The organism is Yinghuangia soli, assembly GCF_021502675.1.
GTDB lineage: Bacteria > Actinomycetota > Actinomycetes > Streptomycetales > Streptomycetaceae > Yinghuangia > Yinghuangia soli.
On sequence record NZ_JAKFHA010000014.1, the window covers coordinates 27,243 to 43,613 of the forward strand.

The 16,371-nt window shown below is 71.7% G+C and carries 17 protein-coding genes and 1 tRNA gene; 6 read left to right on the forward strand and 12 right to left on the reverse strand.

The genetic code is table 11. From position 1 onward, the window contains the following. Positions 1-5: 5 nt before the first annotated feature. Positions 6-1,106, reverse strand: coding sequence for a Gfo/Idh/MocA family protein (locus LZ495_RS22630; protein WP_235054671.1), 1,101 nt, complete (start codon positions 1,104-1,106; stop codon positions 6-8). A gap of 419 nt (positions 1,107-1,525) precedes the next feature. Here LZ495_RS22630 and LZ495_RS22635 point away from each other — a divergent pair, with 419 nt between their 5' ends. After that, positions 1,526-2,005 carry a YwqJ-related putative deaminase gene (locus LZ495_RS22635; protein WP_235054672.1) on the forward strand — a complete coding sequence of 160 codons (480 nt, stop codon included), beginning with the start codon at positions 1,526-1,528 and terminating at the stop codon, positions 2,003-2,005. Positions 2,006-2,012: 7 nt separating this feature from the next. Continuing rightward, entirely contained in the window at positions 2,013-2,495 is a 483-nt protein-coding gene (locus LZ495_RS22640) for an SUKH-3 domain-containing protein (RefSeq protein WP_235054673.1), read from the forward strand. Between the two features lie 145 nt (positions 2,496-2,640). On the opposite strand, the gene pth is transcribed toward LZ495_RS22640, so the two are convergent. From pth to LZ495_RS22665, 5 genes are all read right to left on the reverse strand, one after another. Next, positions 2,641-3,237, reverse strand: coding sequence for an aminoacyl-tRNA hydrolase (pth, locus tag LZ495_RS22645; protein WP_235054674.1), 597 nt, complete (start codon positions 3,235-3,237; stop codon positions 2,641-2,643). Positions 3,238-3,279: 42 nt separating this feature from the next. Beyond that, positions 3,280-3,882, reverse strand: a complete 603-nt coding sequence (locus LZ495_RS22650) for a 50S ribosomal protein L25/general stress protein Ctc (protein ID WP_235054675.1) — start codon at positions 3,880-3,882, stop codon at positions 3,280-3,282. Between the two features lie 383 nt (positions 3,883-4,265). After that, complete coding sequence (locus LZ495_RS22655) at positions 4,266-5,243, reverse strand: ribose-phosphate diphosphokinase (protein WP_308268561.1); 978 nt, start codon at positions 5,241-5,243, stop codon at positions 4,266-4,268. Further along, positions 5,240-6,775: a bifunctional UDP-N-acetylglucosamine diphosphorylase/glucosamine-1-phosphate N-acetyltransferase GlmU gene (glmU, locus tag LZ495_RS22660; protein WP_235054676.1), complete on the reverse strand. Its 1,536-nt coding sequence runs from the start codon at positions 6,773-6,775 to the stop codon at positions 5,240-5,242. Before glmU ends, LZ495_RS22655 begins: the two co-directional genes overlap by 4 nt. Positions 6,776-6,953: 178 nt before the next feature. After that, positions 6,954-7,028 (reverse strand) — tRNA-Gln (locus LZ495_RS22665). A gap of 309 nt (positions 7,029-7,337) precedes the next feature. Here LZ495_RS22665 and LZ495_RS22670 point away from each other — a divergent pair. Both LZ495_RS22670 and LZ495_RS22675 read left to right on the forward strand, forming a co-directional pair. Next, positions 7,338-8,300 (forward strand): acyl-CoA desaturase, encoded by a 963-nt coding sequence (locus tag LZ495_RS22670; RefSeq protein WP_235054677.1) that lies wholly within the window; start codon positions 7,338-7,340, stop codon positions 8,298-8,300. Between the two features lie 7 nt (positions 8,301-8,307). After that, positions 8,308-9,036, forward strand: coding sequence for a TetR/AcrR family transcriptional regulator (locus LZ495_RS22675; protein WP_235054678.1), 729 nt, complete (start codon positions 8,308-8,310; stop codon positions 9,034-9,036). A gap of 133 nt (positions 9,037-9,169) precedes the next feature. Here LZ495_RS22675 and LZ495_RS22680 read toward each other — a convergent pair whose 3' ends face one another. From LZ495_RS22680 to LZ495_RS22690, 3 genes are all read right to left on the reverse strand, one after another. Then, the gene (locus tag LZ495_RS22680) at positions 9,170-10,090 is read right to left on the reverse strand and encodes an ADP-ribosylglycohydrolase family protein (protein ID WP_235054679.1); all 921 of its coding nucleotides are present in this window, start codon (positions 10,088-10,090) and stop codon (positions 9,170-9,172) included. Between the two features lie 69 nt (positions 10,091-10,159). Continuing rightward, positions 10,160-10,519, reverse strand: coding sequence for a VOC family protein (locus LZ495_RS22685; protein WP_235054680.1), 360 nt, complete (start codon positions 10,517-10,519; stop codon positions 10,160-10,162). Positions 10,520-10,585: 66 nt separating this feature from the next. Beyond that, positions 10,586-11,359, reverse strand: a complete 774-nt coding sequence (locus tag LZ495_RS22690) for a trans-aconitate 2-methyltransferase (protein ID WP_235054681.1) — start codon at positions 11,357-11,359, stop codon at positions 10,586-10,588. Between the two features lie 131 nt (positions 11,360-11,490). On the opposite strand from LZ495_RS22690, the gene LZ495_RS22695 reads away from it, so the two are divergent. Continuing rightward, complete coding sequence (locus LZ495_RS22695) at positions 11,491-11,994, forward strand: MarR family winged helix-turn-helix transcriptional regulator (protein ID WP_235054682.1); 504 nt, start codon at positions 11,491-11,493, stop codon at positions 11,992-11,994. Positions 11,995-12,108: 114 nt separating this feature from the next. Continuing rightward, the gene (locus tag LZ495_RS22700) at positions 12,109-12,966 is read left to right on the forward strand and encodes an SGNH/GDSL hydrolase family protein (protein WP_235054683.1); all 858 of its coding nucleotides are present in this window, start codon (positions 12,109-12,111) and stop codon (positions 12,964-12,966) included. A 73-nt stretch (positions 12,967-13,039) separates the two neighbouring features. Here LZ495_RS22700 and gdhA read toward each other — a convergent pair whose 3' ends face one another. The 3 genes from gdhA to LZ495_RS22715 all read right to left on the reverse strand — a co-directional run bounded on the left by gdhA (position 13,040) and on the right by LZ495_RS22715 (position 16,254). Continuing rightward, on the reverse strand, positions 13,040-14,413 hold the full coding sequence (gene gdhA, locus LZ495_RS22705) for an NADP-specific glutamate dehydrogenase (protein ID WP_235054684.1): 1,374 nt from the start codon (positions 14,411-14,413) through the stop codon (positions 13,040-13,042). Positions 14,414-14,725: 312 nt separating this feature from the next. Continuing rightward, positions 14,726-16,015: a cytochrome P450 family protein gene (locus LZ495_RS22710; protein ID WP_235054685.1), complete on the reverse strand. Its 1,290-nt coding sequence runs from the start codon at positions 16,013-16,015 to the stop codon at positions 14,726-14,728. After that, positions 16,012-16,254, reverse strand: coding sequence for an SCO4848 family membrane protein (locus LZ495_RS22715; RefSeq protein WP_235054686.1), 243 nt, complete (start codon positions 16,252-16,254; stop codon positions 16,012-16,014). The genes LZ495_RS22710 and LZ495_RS22715 overlap by 4 nt, the downstream gene beginning before the upstream one ends. Positions 16,255-16,371: the final 117 nt, after the last annotated feature.

The following is a 16,371-nucleotide window of genomic DNA, read 5'->3' on the forward strand; positions in this document are numbered from 1 at the left end:
GTCGCTCAACCCTCTCGTCCGGACGCCGGCCCTGCGCCGGACGCCGCAACCGAACGCGCCGCCGGGACGCCCGGACCGACCGGGACCGCGAGGCCTCCGGTCTCCAGGCTGCGCGACGCGGCCTCCAGCAGCTCCAACACCCGCAGCCCGGACCGCCCGTCGGTCAGCGCGGGCCGCGACTCCGCGATCGCCGCGGCGAACTCGGCCATCACCCCGCGCAGCGCCTCGGTCTCCGGCAGCGCGGGCGCGACGACGTCGCCGGTCCGGTACGAGATCAGCTTGCGGTGCCGGTCCTCGCGGCCCATCGCGGCGTCCTCGGCAAGGTCGATGCCCTTGTCGTAGACGTGCAGGCGGGCCGCCGGGTTCGTGTCGTCCCACACCAGCGTCTTGCGCGAGCCGCCGATGATCGTGGTGCGCACCTTGGTCGGCGACAGCCAGTTCACGTGCACGTGCGCCATGGCCCCGGTGTTGAGCCGCAGCACCAGGTACGCGAGGCAGGCCCGGCCGGTGCCTATCGGGTCGGCGCCCTGCGCGGACACCGAGATCGGGTGCACCCCGGGCGGCAGGATGAAGTCCAGGATGGACAGGTCGTGCGGGGCGAGGTCCCACAGCACGTCGACGTCCGGCTGCACCAGCCCGAGGTTGATGCGCACCGAGTCGAAGAACTGGATGTCGCCCAGTTCGCCGCCGTGGATCATCTCCTGGATGCGGCGTACCACCGGCATGTAGCAGAAGGTATGGTCGCACATCAGCGTGAGGCCGCTGCGCTCGGCCAGCTCGACCAGCTTGACGGCGTCCGCACGCGACGACGTGATGGGCTTCTCGACCAGCACGTGCTTGCCGGACTCCAGCGCGGCGCGCACGAGTTCGAAGTGCGTCGCGGCGGGGGTCGCGATGGCGACCGCCTGCACCGCGTCGTCCTTCAGGACCTCCTCGTACGAGGTGGTCACCCGGACCGTGCTGTACGCGCCCAGGACCGCGCGGGCCCGCTCCTCGTCGAGGTCGCACAGCGACTCGACGCGCAGGCCCGGTGTGGCCTGCGCATTGCGCACCAGGTTCGGCCCCCAGTAACCGGCGCCGATCACCGCCAACCCCACGGATGACATGACGAAACGTCAACTCCTCGGCTCCCCCTGCCGCACGCCCCCCTGGCCTGCGGCATCCCCACCCGCGCCGAACGCGGCCGACTGCGCCCCGCAGCGCTCCCGGCATGGACCCCCCACCCCGGGCGCCGCTGTACCGATTGCGGACCGCCACCCCGACGCTAGCGCCCGTACGCCGCTCAGACTGCCCAACCGGCGAAAAATCGGGGCGACCGGTGCAATGAGCTGCCTTCCGACCCGCCCGCGACTGTGTCGGTGCACACGTTGGGTGACCCTGATTGTGTGGCACGGCCTTCCATTTGGCACTCTGTGACCAGGGCGTGAACGCCCGTGGAACACCGATGCCGAACACGGCGTCCCGGCCACCGGGCCGCGAGCACCGACGCACAGCCGACGCACAGCGCCACAGAAAGGGAAGCACCGTGCCCCCGCCTCACCCGACGACCAGCCGGGCACCGCAGGAGAACACGGCCCATCCCCCTCTGCTCGCAGTACCCGTGCCGCGCGACAGCATCCTGCCCGCCGTCGCGGCCGCGCTGTTCGTCGGCAAGAAGGTACGGACTCGGGCCGGTGGCAAGGGAGATGCCCCGCCGCCGGCGCACCCGCTGGTGCGCGACTTCCTGGCCGCGCTGCCGGCCGACGCGCGCGAGCGCTGGGCCGGGCGGTGCCCCGAAGTCGAGTTGGTGTCCGCGCATCTGGCCGAGACCGAGGAAGACCGCAAAGGCCGCGCCGCGAAGAAGCCCTTCACGCTGTCCGATGCCCGGCGCTCGCTCAAAGGCGCGCGCATCACGCTGCGGCGCATCCGCGAAGAAGGCGATCCGCTGCACGGGAGCCCGCAGCTCCCGTGCCGCTCGTGTGCCGCGCTCCTCGAGCACTTCGGCGTGACGGCGACGGAAGGCTGAACCGGGCGTGTCGCGATTCCCCACCGAGGTGGTGTACGAACTCGGCCGGGCCGGCTGGCGGGTCGGCCGCCGGCGGCTCGAACAGGCGGAGTCCTGGGCCAAGGAGGTCTCCGACCACACGTCGCCGGACGGGCACCGGCACAGCGTGTTCCCGGCCGCACTGGAGGCCTGGTCGGAGTTCGGCGGGCTGCGCATCGCGGTGGAGGGACCGGGCGCCGCAGTGGCCCGGCGGCCGTTCCGCATCGACCCGACCACCGGCCTGCACCTCACCCGCACCCTGGCCGACGTGGGCCGCAGTATCGGCACCAACCTGTGCCCGCTGGGCGAGGAGGACGACGGGGTCGGCTATCTGGCCATCGACCCGTCCGGCCGGGTGTTCGGGATCGACCACACCGGCGAGTGGTTCCTCGGCGACGGCGTCGACGCCGGGCTCACCACGCTCATCCTCGGCACCGCGCCGGCCCGGATCCGCGAGGACGGCACGTGGTGACCTGCGCCTGAGCACCCGTTCGGCACCACGCGGCAGCGTGCGGCACCGGCGGGCCCCGGGACGCACGACGGCCCCGGACCGTCTCCGGTCCGGGGCCGTACCCGTGCAGCAGCCGAGCAGCCCGGCAGGGCGGCACTCGGCGCGGTCAGGAGTTGTAGCGCCCCTGCGCGGCCTCCAGGCCCTCGCCCATGAGCGATTCGACGGCGTCCGCGGCGCGGTCGACCTCGACGTCCAGGCCCTTGCGCTCGGTGGACGAGAAGTCCTTGAGCACGAAGTCCGCGACGTCCATGCGCCCGGGCGGGCGGCCGATGCCGAAACGCACCCGGAAGTAGTCCGGGCCCATCGCCTTGGTGAGCGACTTCAGGCCGTTGTGGCCGTTGTCGCCGCCGCCGCGCTTGAGGCGCAGCACCGCGAAGTCGATGTCCAACTCGTCGTGCACCACCACGATGCGGTCGAGCGGCACCTTGTAGAAGTCGCGCAGCGCGGTGACCGGACCGCCCGACAGGTTCATGTACGTCATCGGCTTCGCCAGCACGACCCGCAGCCCGGAAAGCCGGCCCTCCACCACCTGGGAGCGCGACTTGTGGGCCTTGAACCGGCCGCCCATGCGGTCGGCGAGCAGGTCGGCGACCATGAACCCGATGTTGTGCCGGTTGCCGGCGTACTCGGGTCCGGGATTGCCGAGGCCCACGACCAGCCACGGACCGGAGTCCGGGCCGACGTGGGCCTGCGACGCAACCATGTTCGGTTCCCCGTGTGTTCGTGTGTTCCGCTACCGCGAGGCTCAGGCCTCGGCGGCGACCTCGGCGGGCTCCTCGGCGGCCTCGTCCTCGTTCGCCTCGGCCTCGGCGGCAGCCGGGACCATGACGTGCAGGACGACGGTGTCGCCGTCGACCGCGAGGGTCGAGCCGGCGGGCAGCTTGATGTCCTCGGCCTTGACGGACTGGCCGGCCTCCAGGCCCTCGACCGAGACCTCGATGGTCTCGGGGAGGTGGGTGGCCTCGGCCTCGATCGGCAGCGCGACCAGGACGGTCTCGAGCAGGCCGCCCGGGGCGACGGTGCCGGTCGGGACGACCGGGACGTCGACGGTGACCTTCTCGCCGCGCTTGACCAGGATCAGGTCGACGTGCTCGAGGTGGCGCTTGATCGGGTGGCGCTGCACGTCCTTGGGGAGCGCGAGCTCCTTCTTGCCGTCGACCTCGAGGGACAGCAGGACGTTCGGGGTCTTGAGCGCGAGCATCAGGTCGTGGCCCGGCAGCGACAGGTGCACGGGAGCGGTGCCGTGACCGTAGAGGACGGCGGGAACCTTGCCCTCGCGACGCGCACGCCGCGCGGCGCCCTTGCCGAATTCGGAACGCGACTCGGCGGCGATACGGACCTCGGACACGACGGGTACTCCTCGAAAACGACGCGGTGGCGGATGTGCGGGGTGGGATCCCCATGGATGAAGCCCGACCGGAGCGACGCTGGGGAGCGGACGAACTCGATCGGACCCCGTGGTGCCCGAGTGGCACCGGGTTCCCTGCACCCGAGAGGAGCGTGCAAGCCGTCAGCTACCGCGTCGATCACGGAGCAGATCTCGCATCCCTCGCCGGGCAACCCCGTAAGCCTACCCGCAACATCGCGCGACCCTGAAATCGGGTACCCCGGACGGCCCCCGGCAAGCCGTCCGCCGACCCGGGGCCGGGACACGAACAAGGGGCGCCGCCCGGTCGTACGACCAGGCGGCGCCCCATAGTTCGCTCAGGTGACCGAGCCGGGCCGGTCGGCTCAGCCGTGGCCCTCGAACAGGCTGGTGACCGAACCGTCCTCGAACACCTCGGTGATCGCGCGCGCGAGCGTCGGGGCGATGGACAGGGTGGTCAGCTTGTCGAACTGCCGCTCCTGCGGGATCGGCAGCGAGTTGGTGACGATGACCTCGCTGATGCGCGAGTTCTTCAGGCGGTCCACCGCGGGGCCGGACAGCACCGCGTGGGTGGCCGCCACGATGACGTCCGCGGCACCGTTGGCGAACAGCGCCTCGGCGGCCGCGCAGATCGTGCCGCCGGTGTCGATCATGTCGTCGACCAGCACGCAGGTGCGGCCCTTGACCTCGCCGACGACCTCGTGGACCGAGACCTCGTTGGCGACGTTCGGGTCGCGGCGCTTGTGGATGATGGCCAGCGGGGCGCCCAGGCGGTCGGTCCACTGGTCGGCCACGCGCACCCGGCCGGCGTCCGGCGACACCACGGTCAGGCGCTCGCGGTCCACCCGGTTGCCCACGTGGTCGGCCAGCAGCGGCAGCGCGAACAGGTGGTCGACCGGGCCGTCGAAGAAGCCCTGGATCTGCGAGGTGTGCAGGTCCACGCACATGAGGCGGTCGGCGCCCGCGGTCTTGAACAGGTCGGCCATCAGGCGCGCCGAGATCGGCTCGCGGCCGCGGTGCTTCTTGTCCTGCCGGGCGTAGCCGTAGAACGGGATGATCACGGTGATGCGCTTCGCGGAGGCCCGCTTGAGCGCATCGATCATGATCAGCTGTTCCATGATCCACGTGTTGATCGGCGCCGCGTGGCTCTGGATCACGAACGCGTCGGAGCCGCGGACGGACTCCTCGAAGCGCACGTAGATCTCGCCGTTGGCGAAGTCGAACGCCTTGGTCGGAACGAGAGTGGCGCCCAGCTCGTTCGCCACTTCCTTTGCCAGCTCGGGGTGGGCCCTGCCACTGAAAAGCATGAGCTTGCGCTCGGGCGCCAGCTTGATCCCGGTCACTGATCCGTCTCCTTGTTGCTCGCCTCGACCTGGCCGGCGATCGGCCCTGCCGTGTCCTGCACGCCCCCGGCCGCGCCCTGCTCCGCGGCGCTCTGCTGCGCCGCTTCCGCGGCTGCAGCCGCGGGGGAACCCGCCCGCCGACGGGCCACCCAACCGGTGATGTTGCGCTGGCGTCCTCGGGCCACCGCCATCGCACCGGGCGGGACATCCTCGGTGACCACCGATCCGGCCGCCGTGTAGGCACCGTCACCGATAGTGAGCGGTGCCACCAGCATCGAATCGCTGCCCACACGTACATGGTCGCCGACGACCGTGTGGTGTTTCGCCACACCGTCGTAGTTCACGAAAATCGTAGCGGCACCGATATTCGCGCCCGCACCGATGGTGGCATCGCCGACGTACGACAGGTGCGGGACCTTGGAACCCTCGCCGACCTGCGCGTTCTTCATCTCGACGAAGCCGCCGGCCTTGGCCTTGGCGGCCAGTACGGTGCCCGGGCGCAGGTAGGTGTACGGCCCGACGGTGGCCTGCGGACCGATCACCGCGCGGTCGCACGTCGCGTTCGTCACGTGCGCACCCGCCTCGACGCGGGTGTCACGCAGCGTGCAGTTCGGGCCCACCTCGGCGCCGGCCGCGACGAACGTCCGGCCGTGCAGCTGGGTGTTCGGCAGCAGCTCGGCGTCGGCCTCCAGGACCGCGTCGACGTCGATCCAGGTGGTCGCCGGGTCGACCACGGTGACCCCGGCGCGCATCCAGCCCTCGACGATGCGCTGGTTGAACAGGCGGCGCGCCTCGGCCAGCTGCACGCGGTCGTTGATGCCGAGGATCTCGCGGTGGTCGGCGGCGGCGACCGCGCCGACCCGGTGCCCGGCCTCGCGCAGCAGCGTCAGGGTGTCGGTGAGGTACTCCTCGCCCTGGCTGTTGTCGGTGGTCAGGCCGCCGAGCGCCTCGCGCAGCAGCTTGCCGTCGAAGGCGTACACGCCCGAGTTGATCTCGGTGATGGCGCGCTGCGCCTCGTTGGCGTCCTTGTGCTCGACGATGCCGCTGACCGCGTTGTCGCCGGAGACCCGGACGATGCGGCCGTAGCCGGTGGGGTCGGGCACGATCGCGGACAGCACGGTGACCGCGTTGCCTTCGTTCTGGTGCGTGTCGACCAGCGCGGCGAGCGTCTCGGTGGTCAGCAGCGGGGTGTCCCCGCAGACCACGAGGACCGTGCCGGACGGTTCGCGGCCCTGGTCCGCGAGTGCGTCGACGGCGACCCGGACCGCGTGCCCGGTGCCGTTCTGCTGCTCCTGGACGACGGTGACGGCCTGCGGGTCGATCTCGGCGAGGTACGCGACGACCTGGTCGCGGCCGTGGCCGACGACCACGGCGAGTTCCTCGGGATCGAGCCGGCGGGCGGCCTCGACCACATGCCCCACGAGGCTCCGCCCGGCGAGGGCGTGCAGCACCTTGGGGGTGGTCGCGGACTTCATGCGGGTGCCCTCACCCGCAGCGAGTACGACAACGGCAGCGGGGCGGACGGGGCTCACGCAGGTGGCTCCTCGGCTCTACTTGCGGGGGGACCGCCCGGTAACGGCGTGCCGACGGCAGCGCGAACACACCGGAAAGACCGGACACTCACGAGGATACCGGTGCGCCCCCGAGGGGCCGCCACCCGGGAGAGCCGACCGGATTGCCGGCCCCGAGGGGCGGCCGGTCGGCGGACGATGGCTCCGCTGCCAGGACTCGAACCTGGACATAGGGCTCCAAAGGCCCCAGTGCTGCCAATTACACCACAGCGGATCGCTGCGCCAGGCAGCCCGCACCGCTGTTCCGGAGGGCCTGCCGACGTCGGCTCCTACTATGCCAGTTCGCCGCCCCCGGATGCCCGGGCATATAGGCGGGCCGCCGCGCGTCGCGGCGCAGGAAATCCGGTTGACGCCGGGACTCCTCACATTCGGCACACCTGATGCAATACTGACGACGAACCTACGGACCCGTAGGTTACGCATCCGTATGTCCGGCTGCCCCGGGCTCCGGCCCGCGTCCCCGCCGCCTGTCGCCAGCCGACTTGCCCGCCGACCCCCGTCCTCCGACGTGCGAGGGAACTCCATGACACCTCCGTCCGGCACCGCCGTGCTCGAAACCGAGACCCCGACGCCGGCCCCGATAAGGGGCACGCTGGGCGGGGAGCAGAAGAACTGGGCCGAACAAGTGGCCCTCGCGCTGTTCATCGGGATCCCGTTCCTCGCGCTGATCGCCGCGGTCCCGGCGATGTGGGGCTGGGGCCTGACGTGGGTCGACGTGGCCCTCATGTTCGTCATGTACGGGATCACCGGGCACGGCATCACCATCGGGTTCCACCGCTACTTCACGCACGGCTCGTTCAAGGCCGGCCGCAAGGTGCGCATCGCGCTGGCGATCGCCGGGAACATGGCCGTGCAGGGCCCGCTGGTCCGCTGGGTCGCGGACCACCGCAAGCACCACAAGTTCTCCGACCAGGAGGGCGACCCGCACTCGCCGTGGAAGTACGGCAGCGGCGTGCGCGCGCTGTCCAAGGGCATGTGGTGGGCGCACATGGGCTGGCTCTTCGACGTCGAGCAGACGCCGCAGGACAAGTACGCGCCGGACCTGCTCAAGGACGACGACATGGTCCGCGTCTCGCGCCAGTTCCCGTTCTGGGTGGCCGTCTCGCTGCTGTTCCCCGCGCTGGCCGGCGGTCTGATCACGTGGTCCTGGCAGGGCGCGGTCACCGCGTTCTTCTGGGCCGGCCTGGTCCGGGTCGGCCTGCTGCACCACGTCACGTGGTCGATCAATTCGATCTGCCACGCGGTGGGCAACCAGCCTTTCCGGTCCCGCGACAAGTCCGGCAACGTGTGGTGGCTGGCCATCCCGTCGATGGGCGAGTCGTGGCACAACCTGCACCACGCCGACCAGACCGCGGCCCGGCACGGCGTGCTGCGCGGGCAGATCGACTCCAGTGCCCGGATCATCCGCATCATGGAGAAATTGGGCTGGGTTTCGGATGTGCGTTGGCCGGACCGTGCGCGGATCGAGTCGCGGCGCGCGGCATGATGGGGCGATGACCGAAAGCAGCAGACGCGGCGGGGCCCCGCGCGGCGGCGGTCGTGTGCGCATGACCGGCAAGGAACGGCGCGAGCAGCTGATCGACATCGGTCGCACCCTGTTCGCGGAGCGCGGGTTCGACGCGACGAGCGTGGAGGAGATCGCCGCCAAGGCGGGCGTCTCCAAGCCGGTGGTGTACGAGCACTTCGGCGGCAAGGAAGGCCTCTACGCGGTGGTCGTGGACCGCGAGATGCGCATCCTGCTGGACGGGGTGACCAGTGCGCTGACCGGCGGCCACCCGCGGGAGTTGTTGGAGCAGGCCGCTTTCGGCCTGCTCGACTACATCGAGCACTCCACCGACGGCTTCCAGATCCTGGTGCGGGACTCGCCGGTGGCCCAGTCCACCGGCACCTTCGCCTCGCTGATCAGCGACATCGCCTCGCAGGTCGAGCACATCCTGGGCCTGGAGTTCGCCTCGCGCGGCTACGACCCCAAGTTCGCCCCGATGTACGCGCAGATGCTCGTCGGCATGGTCGCGCTCACCGGCCAGTGGTGGCTGGACGTGCGCTCGCCGGCCAAGTCGGAAGTGGCCGCGCACCTGGTGAACCTGGCCTGGAACGGGCTGTCCGGGCTGGAGCAGAACCCGCGCCTGGTGACCCGGCGCAAGTACGACCGCACCGACGGGCGCGGCATCGCCGACGTCCCGGGGGCGGATCCCGGGAAGCACGGCAAACCCGCGGTCTGAGCACTCGTGCAGGGGGCTCACCGCGGACCCGCCTGTGGCGGCAGCGCACCTACGGCTTCGGCCCCCCCCGGGCACGGGGGGGGCCCAAGCCGTGTGAGGGGGGGGAGCCGCCGCGGCGGCCGTCTGCGGGCGGTCAGCCGACGAGGCTGCCGGTGTCCACCCAGTCGGGGACCGGCTCGGCCGCGGCCAGCCACGCATCGGGGACGCCGCCGAGGCCGGTGCGGGCGGCCACCACGCCGCCGGTGATGGCGCAGGTGGTGTCCACGTCGCCCAGGCCGAACGCCGTTGTCCACAGCGCCTCGACGAGGTCGTCCTGGTGGCGGGCCGCGGACCACAGCGCGAACGGCACGGTGTCCGGGCACGACATGCGCCGGCCGGTGCCGAGCACCTCGGCGGCGTGCCGCCAGGTGGTCATCTCGCCGAACGAGGCGGCCTTGCGCAGGCCGCCGCGCACCTCGCTGTAGGGCGTCCGGTCCGCGACCGCGCCGAGGAACGCCTCGGGGGCGGTCGCCGGTTCGTCCCGTCCGGCGGCCATCAGCGCGGCCGCGACGGCGACCGCCACCGCACCCGCGGCGGCCTCCGGATGCGCATGGCTGGCCTCCGCGCTGAGCGCGGCCTGCTCGGCCACGAGGTCGAGGTCGCCGGCGAACCACGCGCCCAGCGGCGCGACCCGCATCGCGGAGCCGTTGCCCCACGAGCCCATGCCCTCGAACTGCGCCTGCGTGACGTCGCGCCAGTCCTCGCCCGCGTGGATCGCGCGCAGCACACCGTGCATCGACCCGCCGTAGCCGCGGTACGGGTCGGCCATGTACGTGTGCGCGAAGTGGTCGGCGAGAGCGTCCTGGTCGATGTGTCCGTGCAGGTGCAGGATGCGGACGACGGACAGCGCCATGGCGGTGTCGTCGGTCCAGTTCCAGGGGCTCTCCTCGGGGGTGGTGCGGTGCACGAGTGCGTCGACGCGTTCCGCCCCCTTCCGGAAGAACCAGCGCTGTCCGAAGGCGTCTCCGAGGGCGAGGCCGCGCAGTGAAGCCGCGGCGTTGTGGATGCGGTCCATGGGCGCATCCTCCTCTTGCCGCGCGGGCCCCGGCCAGGCCTTTAAATGCGCAACGTCGGGCGTGGGACGTCAGTGCGCGGCGATGAGCTCGAGGCGGTTGCCGACCGGGTCCTCGGTGTGGAAGCGGCGGACGCCCGGGATCTCGTCGCTCCACCGCACCGGGGCGCCCGCCGCGGCGAGCCGCTCGGCCAGTACGTCCAGGTCGTCGACGACGAACGCGGGATGCGCCTTCCCGGCCGGGTGGAAGTCGGGGTCCACGCCGAGGTGGAGCTGCACCGCGCCCGCGGTGAACCAGCAGCCGCCGCGGACCGCGAGGGCGGGCGGCTTGGGCACTTCGGCCATGCCCAGCGGCCCGGTGTAGAAGGCGCGCAGCAGGTCCTCGGCGCCGGACGGGATGGCGAGTTGCACGTGGTCGAGCGAGCGCAGCATCGGATCTCTCTTCGGCCGGATCGGGTCGTTCGGGGCGGGTCGGGGTCAGGTCGGGGGGCGGTGCGGTCAGGCGTCGCGTACCGCGACCGCGAAGATGCGGCGGAACGGCAGCACCGTGCCGTACGGCCGCGCCGGGTAGGCCTCGGCCAGCAGCGCGCCGTACCGGGCGAGGAACTCGCACTGCTCGCCCGGCTCCAGCGCGTCGAGCACCGGCCGGAGCGCGGTGCCCTTGGTCCACTCCAGGACCGGGTCCGGGCCGTGCAGGACGTGCCGGTACGTGGTCTCCCAGGCGTCGACCCGGAAGCCGGGCCGGGCCAGCGCCTCCAGGTACTGGTCCGCGGAGGTCACCTCGGAGCGCAGCAGCGGCACGTCGGCGAGCCGGTCCTTCCAGCGGGCCGAGGCGGCCAGTTCGCCGATCAGGACGTGCGTCGGCTCGGCGAAGTTGCCGGGCACCTGGACCGCGAAGGCCCCGCCCGGAGCGAGTGCATCGCACCAGCGGGCGAGCTTGGCCACGTGGCCGGGCACCCAGTGCAGTGCGGCGTTGGCGACGATGACGTCGGGGGTGTCCGCGGGGGCCCAGTCGGCGAGTTCGGCGAGCGCGAAGCCGAGGCGCCCGGGACGCTCATGGGCGCGTGCCGCCTCGACCATCTCGGCGGAGTTGTCGAGTCCGGTGACGTGCGCGTCCGGCCAGCGGTCGGAGAGGACGGCGGTGACGTTGCCCGGACCGCACCCCAGGTCGTACACGCGCGCCGGCGCCGCGACCGGGATGCGGGCGACGAGCTCGTGGAACGGGCGGGCCCGCTCGTCGGCGTAGTGCAGGTACTGGCCGGGGTCCCACATGGCTTCCTCCTGGGTGGCGGGGGCGGTGCCGGGGCAGGCGATTTATCTTGACATCAAGATAGTACGCGGTCCGCCGCTTTTTGTCTTGACGTCAAGAGGCTCGGCGTCGAAAGACTCGCTAGACTGATCCCATGAAGGACGAGGTCGACCGACTGATCGAGGCGTGGCAGCGCGAGCGCCCCGACCTCGATGTCGAGCCCCTTGAGGTGCTCAGCCGGGTCACCCGGCTGGCCCGGCACCTGGACCGTGCGCGCCGCCTCGCCTTCTCCGCCCGCGACCTGGAGCCGTGGGAGTTCGACGTGCTCTCCGCACTGCGCCGCGCGGGGGCGCCGTACCAGCTCTCCCCCGGACAGTTGCTCACCCAGACGCTGGTGACGTCCGGCACGATGACCAACCGCATCGACCGGCTCGCCGCGAAGGACCTCGTGCAGCGGCTGCCCGATCCGGGCGACCGGCGCGGCGTGCTGGTCCGGCTCACCGACCGCGGGCGCGACCGGGTGGACGCGGCGATGGCCGAACTCCTCGAACACGAACGCGACATCCTGGCCGGGCTCGACTCCGGCCAGCGCGCGGCGCTCGCCGGGCTGCTGCGCTCGGTCGTCGCGCCGTTCGACAACCACGCGTCCTCGCACTGAGCTTCCGCTCTCCCCTCCCCATTTCGGTGCCGCGTCTGGTGCCGACTGCACAGGCACGCCCAATATGGCGGCACGCGACCGCCGATCGGCGGTCCCAGCGGGAGGGATCACGGCATGCGCACCAGACCAGGCACGCTGCTCGCCGCACTCCTCAGCGCCGTCCTGCTTGTTGCGGGCGGCGCTTCGTCGGCGGTGGCCGGCACCGGTGCCGGCAGCGGCGCGACGTACTACGTCTCGCTCGGCGATTCATTGGCCAAGGGCTACATGCCCGGCCAGGGCGACACCGACCAGGGCTACACCGACCGGCTGCACACCGCGCTCAAGGCGGGCGACGCCGGAATCGAGCACATCAAGCTGGGGTGCAGCGGCGCCACCACGACCACCCTGCTCAACGGGGGCGGGGGCTGTACGTACGCCGAGGGCAGCCAGCTCGCGGCCGCCGAGAAGTTCCTGCGCGCGCACCGCGGCAAGGTGCGCGTCCTGACGATCGACATCGGCGCGAACGACGTGCAGCGCTGCGCGCGCGGCATGAGCCTGGACTTCCCGTGCGTGGCGGAGGGGATGTCCACGGTCGGCAAGAACCTGCCGGTCATCCTCAAGCGGCTGCGCGCCGCGGGCGGTCCGCAGGTGAAGTTCGCCGGCATGACGTACTACAACCCGTCGCTCGCCGCATGGCTGGCCGGTGACCAGGGGCGGCAGTTCGCGTACCTGACCTCGGTGCTGCAGGAGGTGCTGAACGGCATCATCGGCAGCAGCCTGCGTGTCAAGGACTTCCGGGTGGCCGACGTCGCCGGGGCGTTCTCCAGCCGGTCGTATACGCCGCTGGTCCCGCTGCCCGGCGTCGGGCAGGTGCCGCTGAACGTGGCGAAGATCTGCCAACTGACGTTCATGTGCACGCGGCAGGACATCCACGCGAACCCGGCCGGGTACCAGGTGCTGGCCGACTCGTTCGCGGCCGTGCTGAAGAAGTGATCCGCAGCCGTGCGGCCCGGGAGGGTACGCCCGTCCCGGGCCGCATGGCACCGCCTGCGTCGCAGGGGTGCGGTCAGATGACGCCCTGCGCGAGCATGGCCTCGGCCACGCGCTCGAAGCCGGCGATGTTCGCGCCGACGACGTAGTCGCCCGGGTGCCCGTAGCGCTCCGCGGTGGCGAAGCAGGTGTCGTGGATGTCCCGCATGATGCCCGCGAGTTCGGCCTCGACGGTGGCGAAGGGCCACGATTCGCGGCCGGCGTTCTGGCGCATCTCCAGTGCGCTGGTGGCCACCCCGCCCGCGTTGGCCGCCTTGCCCGGGCCGAAGGCGACGCCGGCCTCCTGGAAGATGCGCACCGCGTCGGGGGTGGTCGGCATGTTGGCGCCTTCCGAGACGGCTTTCACGCCGTTGCCCACCAGGATCCGGGCGGCGTCCGCGCCGAGTTCGTTCTGCGTCGCGGACGGCAGGGCCACGTCGGCCGGGACGTCCCAGACGCTGCCGCCCTCGATGTAGCGCGCGGAGGGCCGGCGGGCCGCGTAGTCGGCGATCCGGCCGCGCTCGATCTCCTTGATCTGCTTGAGGAGTTCGAGGTCGATGCCCTTCTCGTCGACGACGTAGCCGGCGGAGTCCGAGGCGGTCAGCACGTTCGCGCCGAGCGCCTGGGCCTTCTCGATGGAGTAGATCGCCACGTTGCCCGAGCCGGACACGACGACCTGCTGCCCGGCCAGCTCCTCGCCGCGCTGCGCCAGCATCGCCGCGGTGAACATGACGTTGCCGTAGCCGGTGGCCTCGGGACGGGCCGCCGAGCCGCCCCAGCCCGCGCCCTTGCCGGTCAGCACGCCGGCCTCCCAGCGGTTGGTGATGCGCCGGTACTGGCCGAAGAGGTAGCCGATCTCGCGGCCGCCCACCCCGATGTCGCCGGCCGGGACGTCGGTGTGCTCGCCCAGGTGCCGGTACAGCTCGGTCATGAACGACTGGCAGAAACGCATGACCTCGGCATTCGAGCGGCCCCGCGGGTCGAAGTCGCTGCCGCCCTTCCCGCCGCCGATTCCCAGCCCGGTGAGGGCATTCTTGAAAATCTGTTCGAAGCCCAGGAACTTGACGATCCCCAGGTTCACGGACGGGTGGAAACGCAGTCCGCCCTTGTACGGGCCGAGTGCGCTGTTGAACTCCACCCGGAATCCGCGGTTGACCTGGACCCGCCCCGCGTCGTCCGTCCACGGCACCCGGAACATGACCTGGCGCTCCGGCTCGCAGATGCGTTCCAGCAGGCGGGCGTCCACGAAGTCGGGGCGGGCGGCGAGGATCGGGCCGAGCGACTCCAGGACCTCGCGTACCGCCTGGTGGAATTCCGGCTCGCCGGGGTTGCGGCGCAGCACCTCGTCGTACAAGCCGTCCGAAACGGGCTGCGGCGTACCGGATTCGACACCCGGGCGGGAAAGCGGCATCGGTTCAATTCCCCTTCTGGCGGGCCTGCATGAAGTGGCGGGCCGGGGGAACTTCCGGTGCTTCTTCCGGTGGTTCGTTTCCTGCCCGGACGACGCGAAAACCCTATCGCGGCAATCGTGGTGCCAAATCACCCCTCGCGGGCAAATATTCCCGTCATCCATTGTGCGCGTTCCGCCACGCGCTGTAGAAAAGTTCCGGCGCCGCAAGGTGCCGGCGGGGGGCGGGGCGCCGGGGAAGCGTCGCGTTCGGGGGAACGGGGTGGGGGGTGGTGCGGGCCCGCCGGATCTCGGGGATCCGGCGGCCCGTACCGGTCACTTCGCCGGGGCGGGCGGTGTCGGCTCCGGCCCGGGCTTTGCGGCCGGTTCCGGTGTGAAGCGCACCGGAAGGCGCTGCAGGCCGCGCATGATCAGGCCGCCGCGCCAGCGCAATTCGGCATCCGGATCGGCGAGTTCGAGGTCGGGCAGGCGGCGCAGGAGTGTCGTGATGGCGATCTGGCCTTCGAGCCGGGCCAGCGGCGCACCGATGCAGTAGTGGATGCCGTGGCCGAACGCGAGATGCGGGTTGTCGGCGCGCGAAAGATCCAGTTTGTCGGGTTCGGCGAACCGCTCTGCATCGCGGTCTGCGGACGCCAGAACCACCAGAACGGGCTCGCCCGCGGGGATGACGACGCCCCCGATCGGCGTAGCGCAGGTCGTGAAGCGCCAGGTGGCCAACTCGACCGGACCGTCGTAGCGCAGGAGTTCCTCGACCGCCGGGCCGATCCGCTCGTCCGGTTCGCGCTGCAGCGCGGCCCGGGCCCCGGGGTGGGCCAGCAGGGTGCGCAGGCCGTTCCCGATGAGGTTGACCGTGGTCTCGAATCCGGCGAACAGCAGGATGAAGGCCATCGCGGCGGCTTCGTCCTCGGTGAGGTGCTCGCCGTGGTCGCTCGCCCGGATCAAGCCGGAGATCAGGTCGTCGCCGAGGTCGCCGCGCTTGCGGTGGATCAGCTCGCGCAGGTACGTGCGCATGTGCCGCACCGCCCGGGCCACTCCCCCGCGCGGCCCGGAGCCGTGCCGGATCATCATCCCGGCCCAGGTGCGGAAGTCGTCCTGGTCCTCCTCGGGCACCCCGAGCAGGTCGCAGATCGCGTAAATGGGCAGCGGGAACGCGAAGTCGTGGATCAGGTCGGCCTCGCCGGACGCCGCGAAGCCGTCGATGAACCGGTCGGTCAGCTCCTGCACGCGCGGTCGGAAGTCCTCCGCGCGGCGCGGCGTGAAGGCCTTGGAGACCAGGCGGCGCAGCCGGGTGTGGTCCGGCGGGTCGAGGTTGAGCAGGTGCGCGCCGACGCCGGAGCGCTGCTCGCCGGGCACCCCGACCTTGCCCTGCTTCCAGGCTGCCTCGGAGTGCCGCGGGTCCTTGCTGAGCCGCTGGTCGGCGAGTGCCTGGCGGGCGTCCGCGTACCGGGTGACCAGCCAGGCCTCGACGCCGCTGGGCAGGGTGGTGCGGTGCACGGGGGCGTGCGCGCGCAGGTGCGCGTACGCCGGATAGGGGTCGGCGACGAACTCGCGGGTGAACAGCTCCGGCCCGGGCGGGATCCCGCCGCCGGTCACAGGGCAGGTCATGCCGGGTTCGGGCCGCCTTGGCGGGCCGCGCGCAGGCCCTTGACGCCGAGCCAGCCGATCGCGTTGCCGGCCGCGAAGGAGACGACGGTCAGTGCGAGATGGACCAGGAAGAACGCGGTCGGGCCGTCGTTCCAGGAGCGGTCGTCGCGCCAGATGTTCTTGAGGAAGTTCGGCCAGAGGATCCAGGTCCAGACGCCGAACAGGACGAGCAAGAGGGAGATCGTGCGGCCGATCCGCATGGCGGTGTACCTGTTCCTTCGGGGGCTTTCGCGCACGCGGACCGGACCGGGATTAGGCCGTTCGGTCACAGTCGCGTCCGGGTCCAGTATGCGGCGTGTACGTCCCTCATCCGCAGG

Excerpts from the sequence above, each read along its gene's own strand:
- LZ495_RS22630 (WP_235054671.1), bottom strand. The coding sequence starts at position 1,106 with ATGTCATCCGTGGGGTTGGCGGTGATCGGCGCCGGTTACTGGGGGCCG.
- pth (WP_235054674.1), bottom strand. The coding sequence starts at position 3,237 with ATGGTTGCGTCGCAGGCCCACGTCGGCCCGGACTCCGGTCCGTGGCTG.
- LZ495_RS22670 (WP_235054677.1), top strand. The coding sequence starts at position 7,338 with ATGACACCTCCGTCCGGCACCGCCGTGCTCGAAACCGAGACCCCGACG.
- LZ495_RS22675 (WP_235054678.1), top strand. The coding sequence starts at position 8,308 with ATGACCGAAAGCAGCAGACGCGGCGGGGCCCCGCGCGGCGGCGGTCGT.
- LZ495_RS22680 (WP_235054679.1), bottom strand. The coding sequence starts at position 10,090 with ATGGACCGCATCCACAACGCCGCGGCTTCACTGCGCGGCCTCGCCCTC.
- LZ495_RS22685 (WP_235054680.1), bottom strand. The coding sequence starts at position 10,519 with ATGCTGCGCTCGCTCGACCACGTGCAACTCGCCATCCCGTCCGGCGCC.
- LZ495_RS22690 (WP_235054681.1), bottom strand. The coding sequence starts at position 11,359 with ATGTGGGACCCCGGCCAGTACCTGCACTACGCCGACGAGCGGGCCCGC.
- LZ495_RS22695 (WP_235054682.1), top strand. The coding sequence starts at position 11,491 with ATGAAGGACGAGGTCGACCGACTGATCGAGGCGTGGCAGCGCGAGCGC.
- LZ495_RS22700 (WP_235054683.1), top strand. The coding sequence starts at position 12,109 with ATGCGCACCAGACCAGGCACGCTGCTCGCCGCACTCCTCAGCGCCGTC.
- gdhA (WP_235054684.1), bottom strand. The coding sequence starts at position 14,413 with ATGCCGCTTTCCCGCCCGGGTGTCGAATCCGGTACGCCGCAGCCCGTT.
- LZ495_RS22710 (WP_235054685.1), bottom strand. The coding sequence starts at position 16,015 with ATGACCTGCCCTGTGACCGGCGGCGGGATCCCGCCCGGGCCGGAGCTG.
- LZ495_RS22715 (WP_235054686.1), bottom strand. The coding sequence starts at position 16,254 with ATGCGGATCGGCCGCACGATCTCCCTCTTGCTCGTCCTGTTCGGCGTC.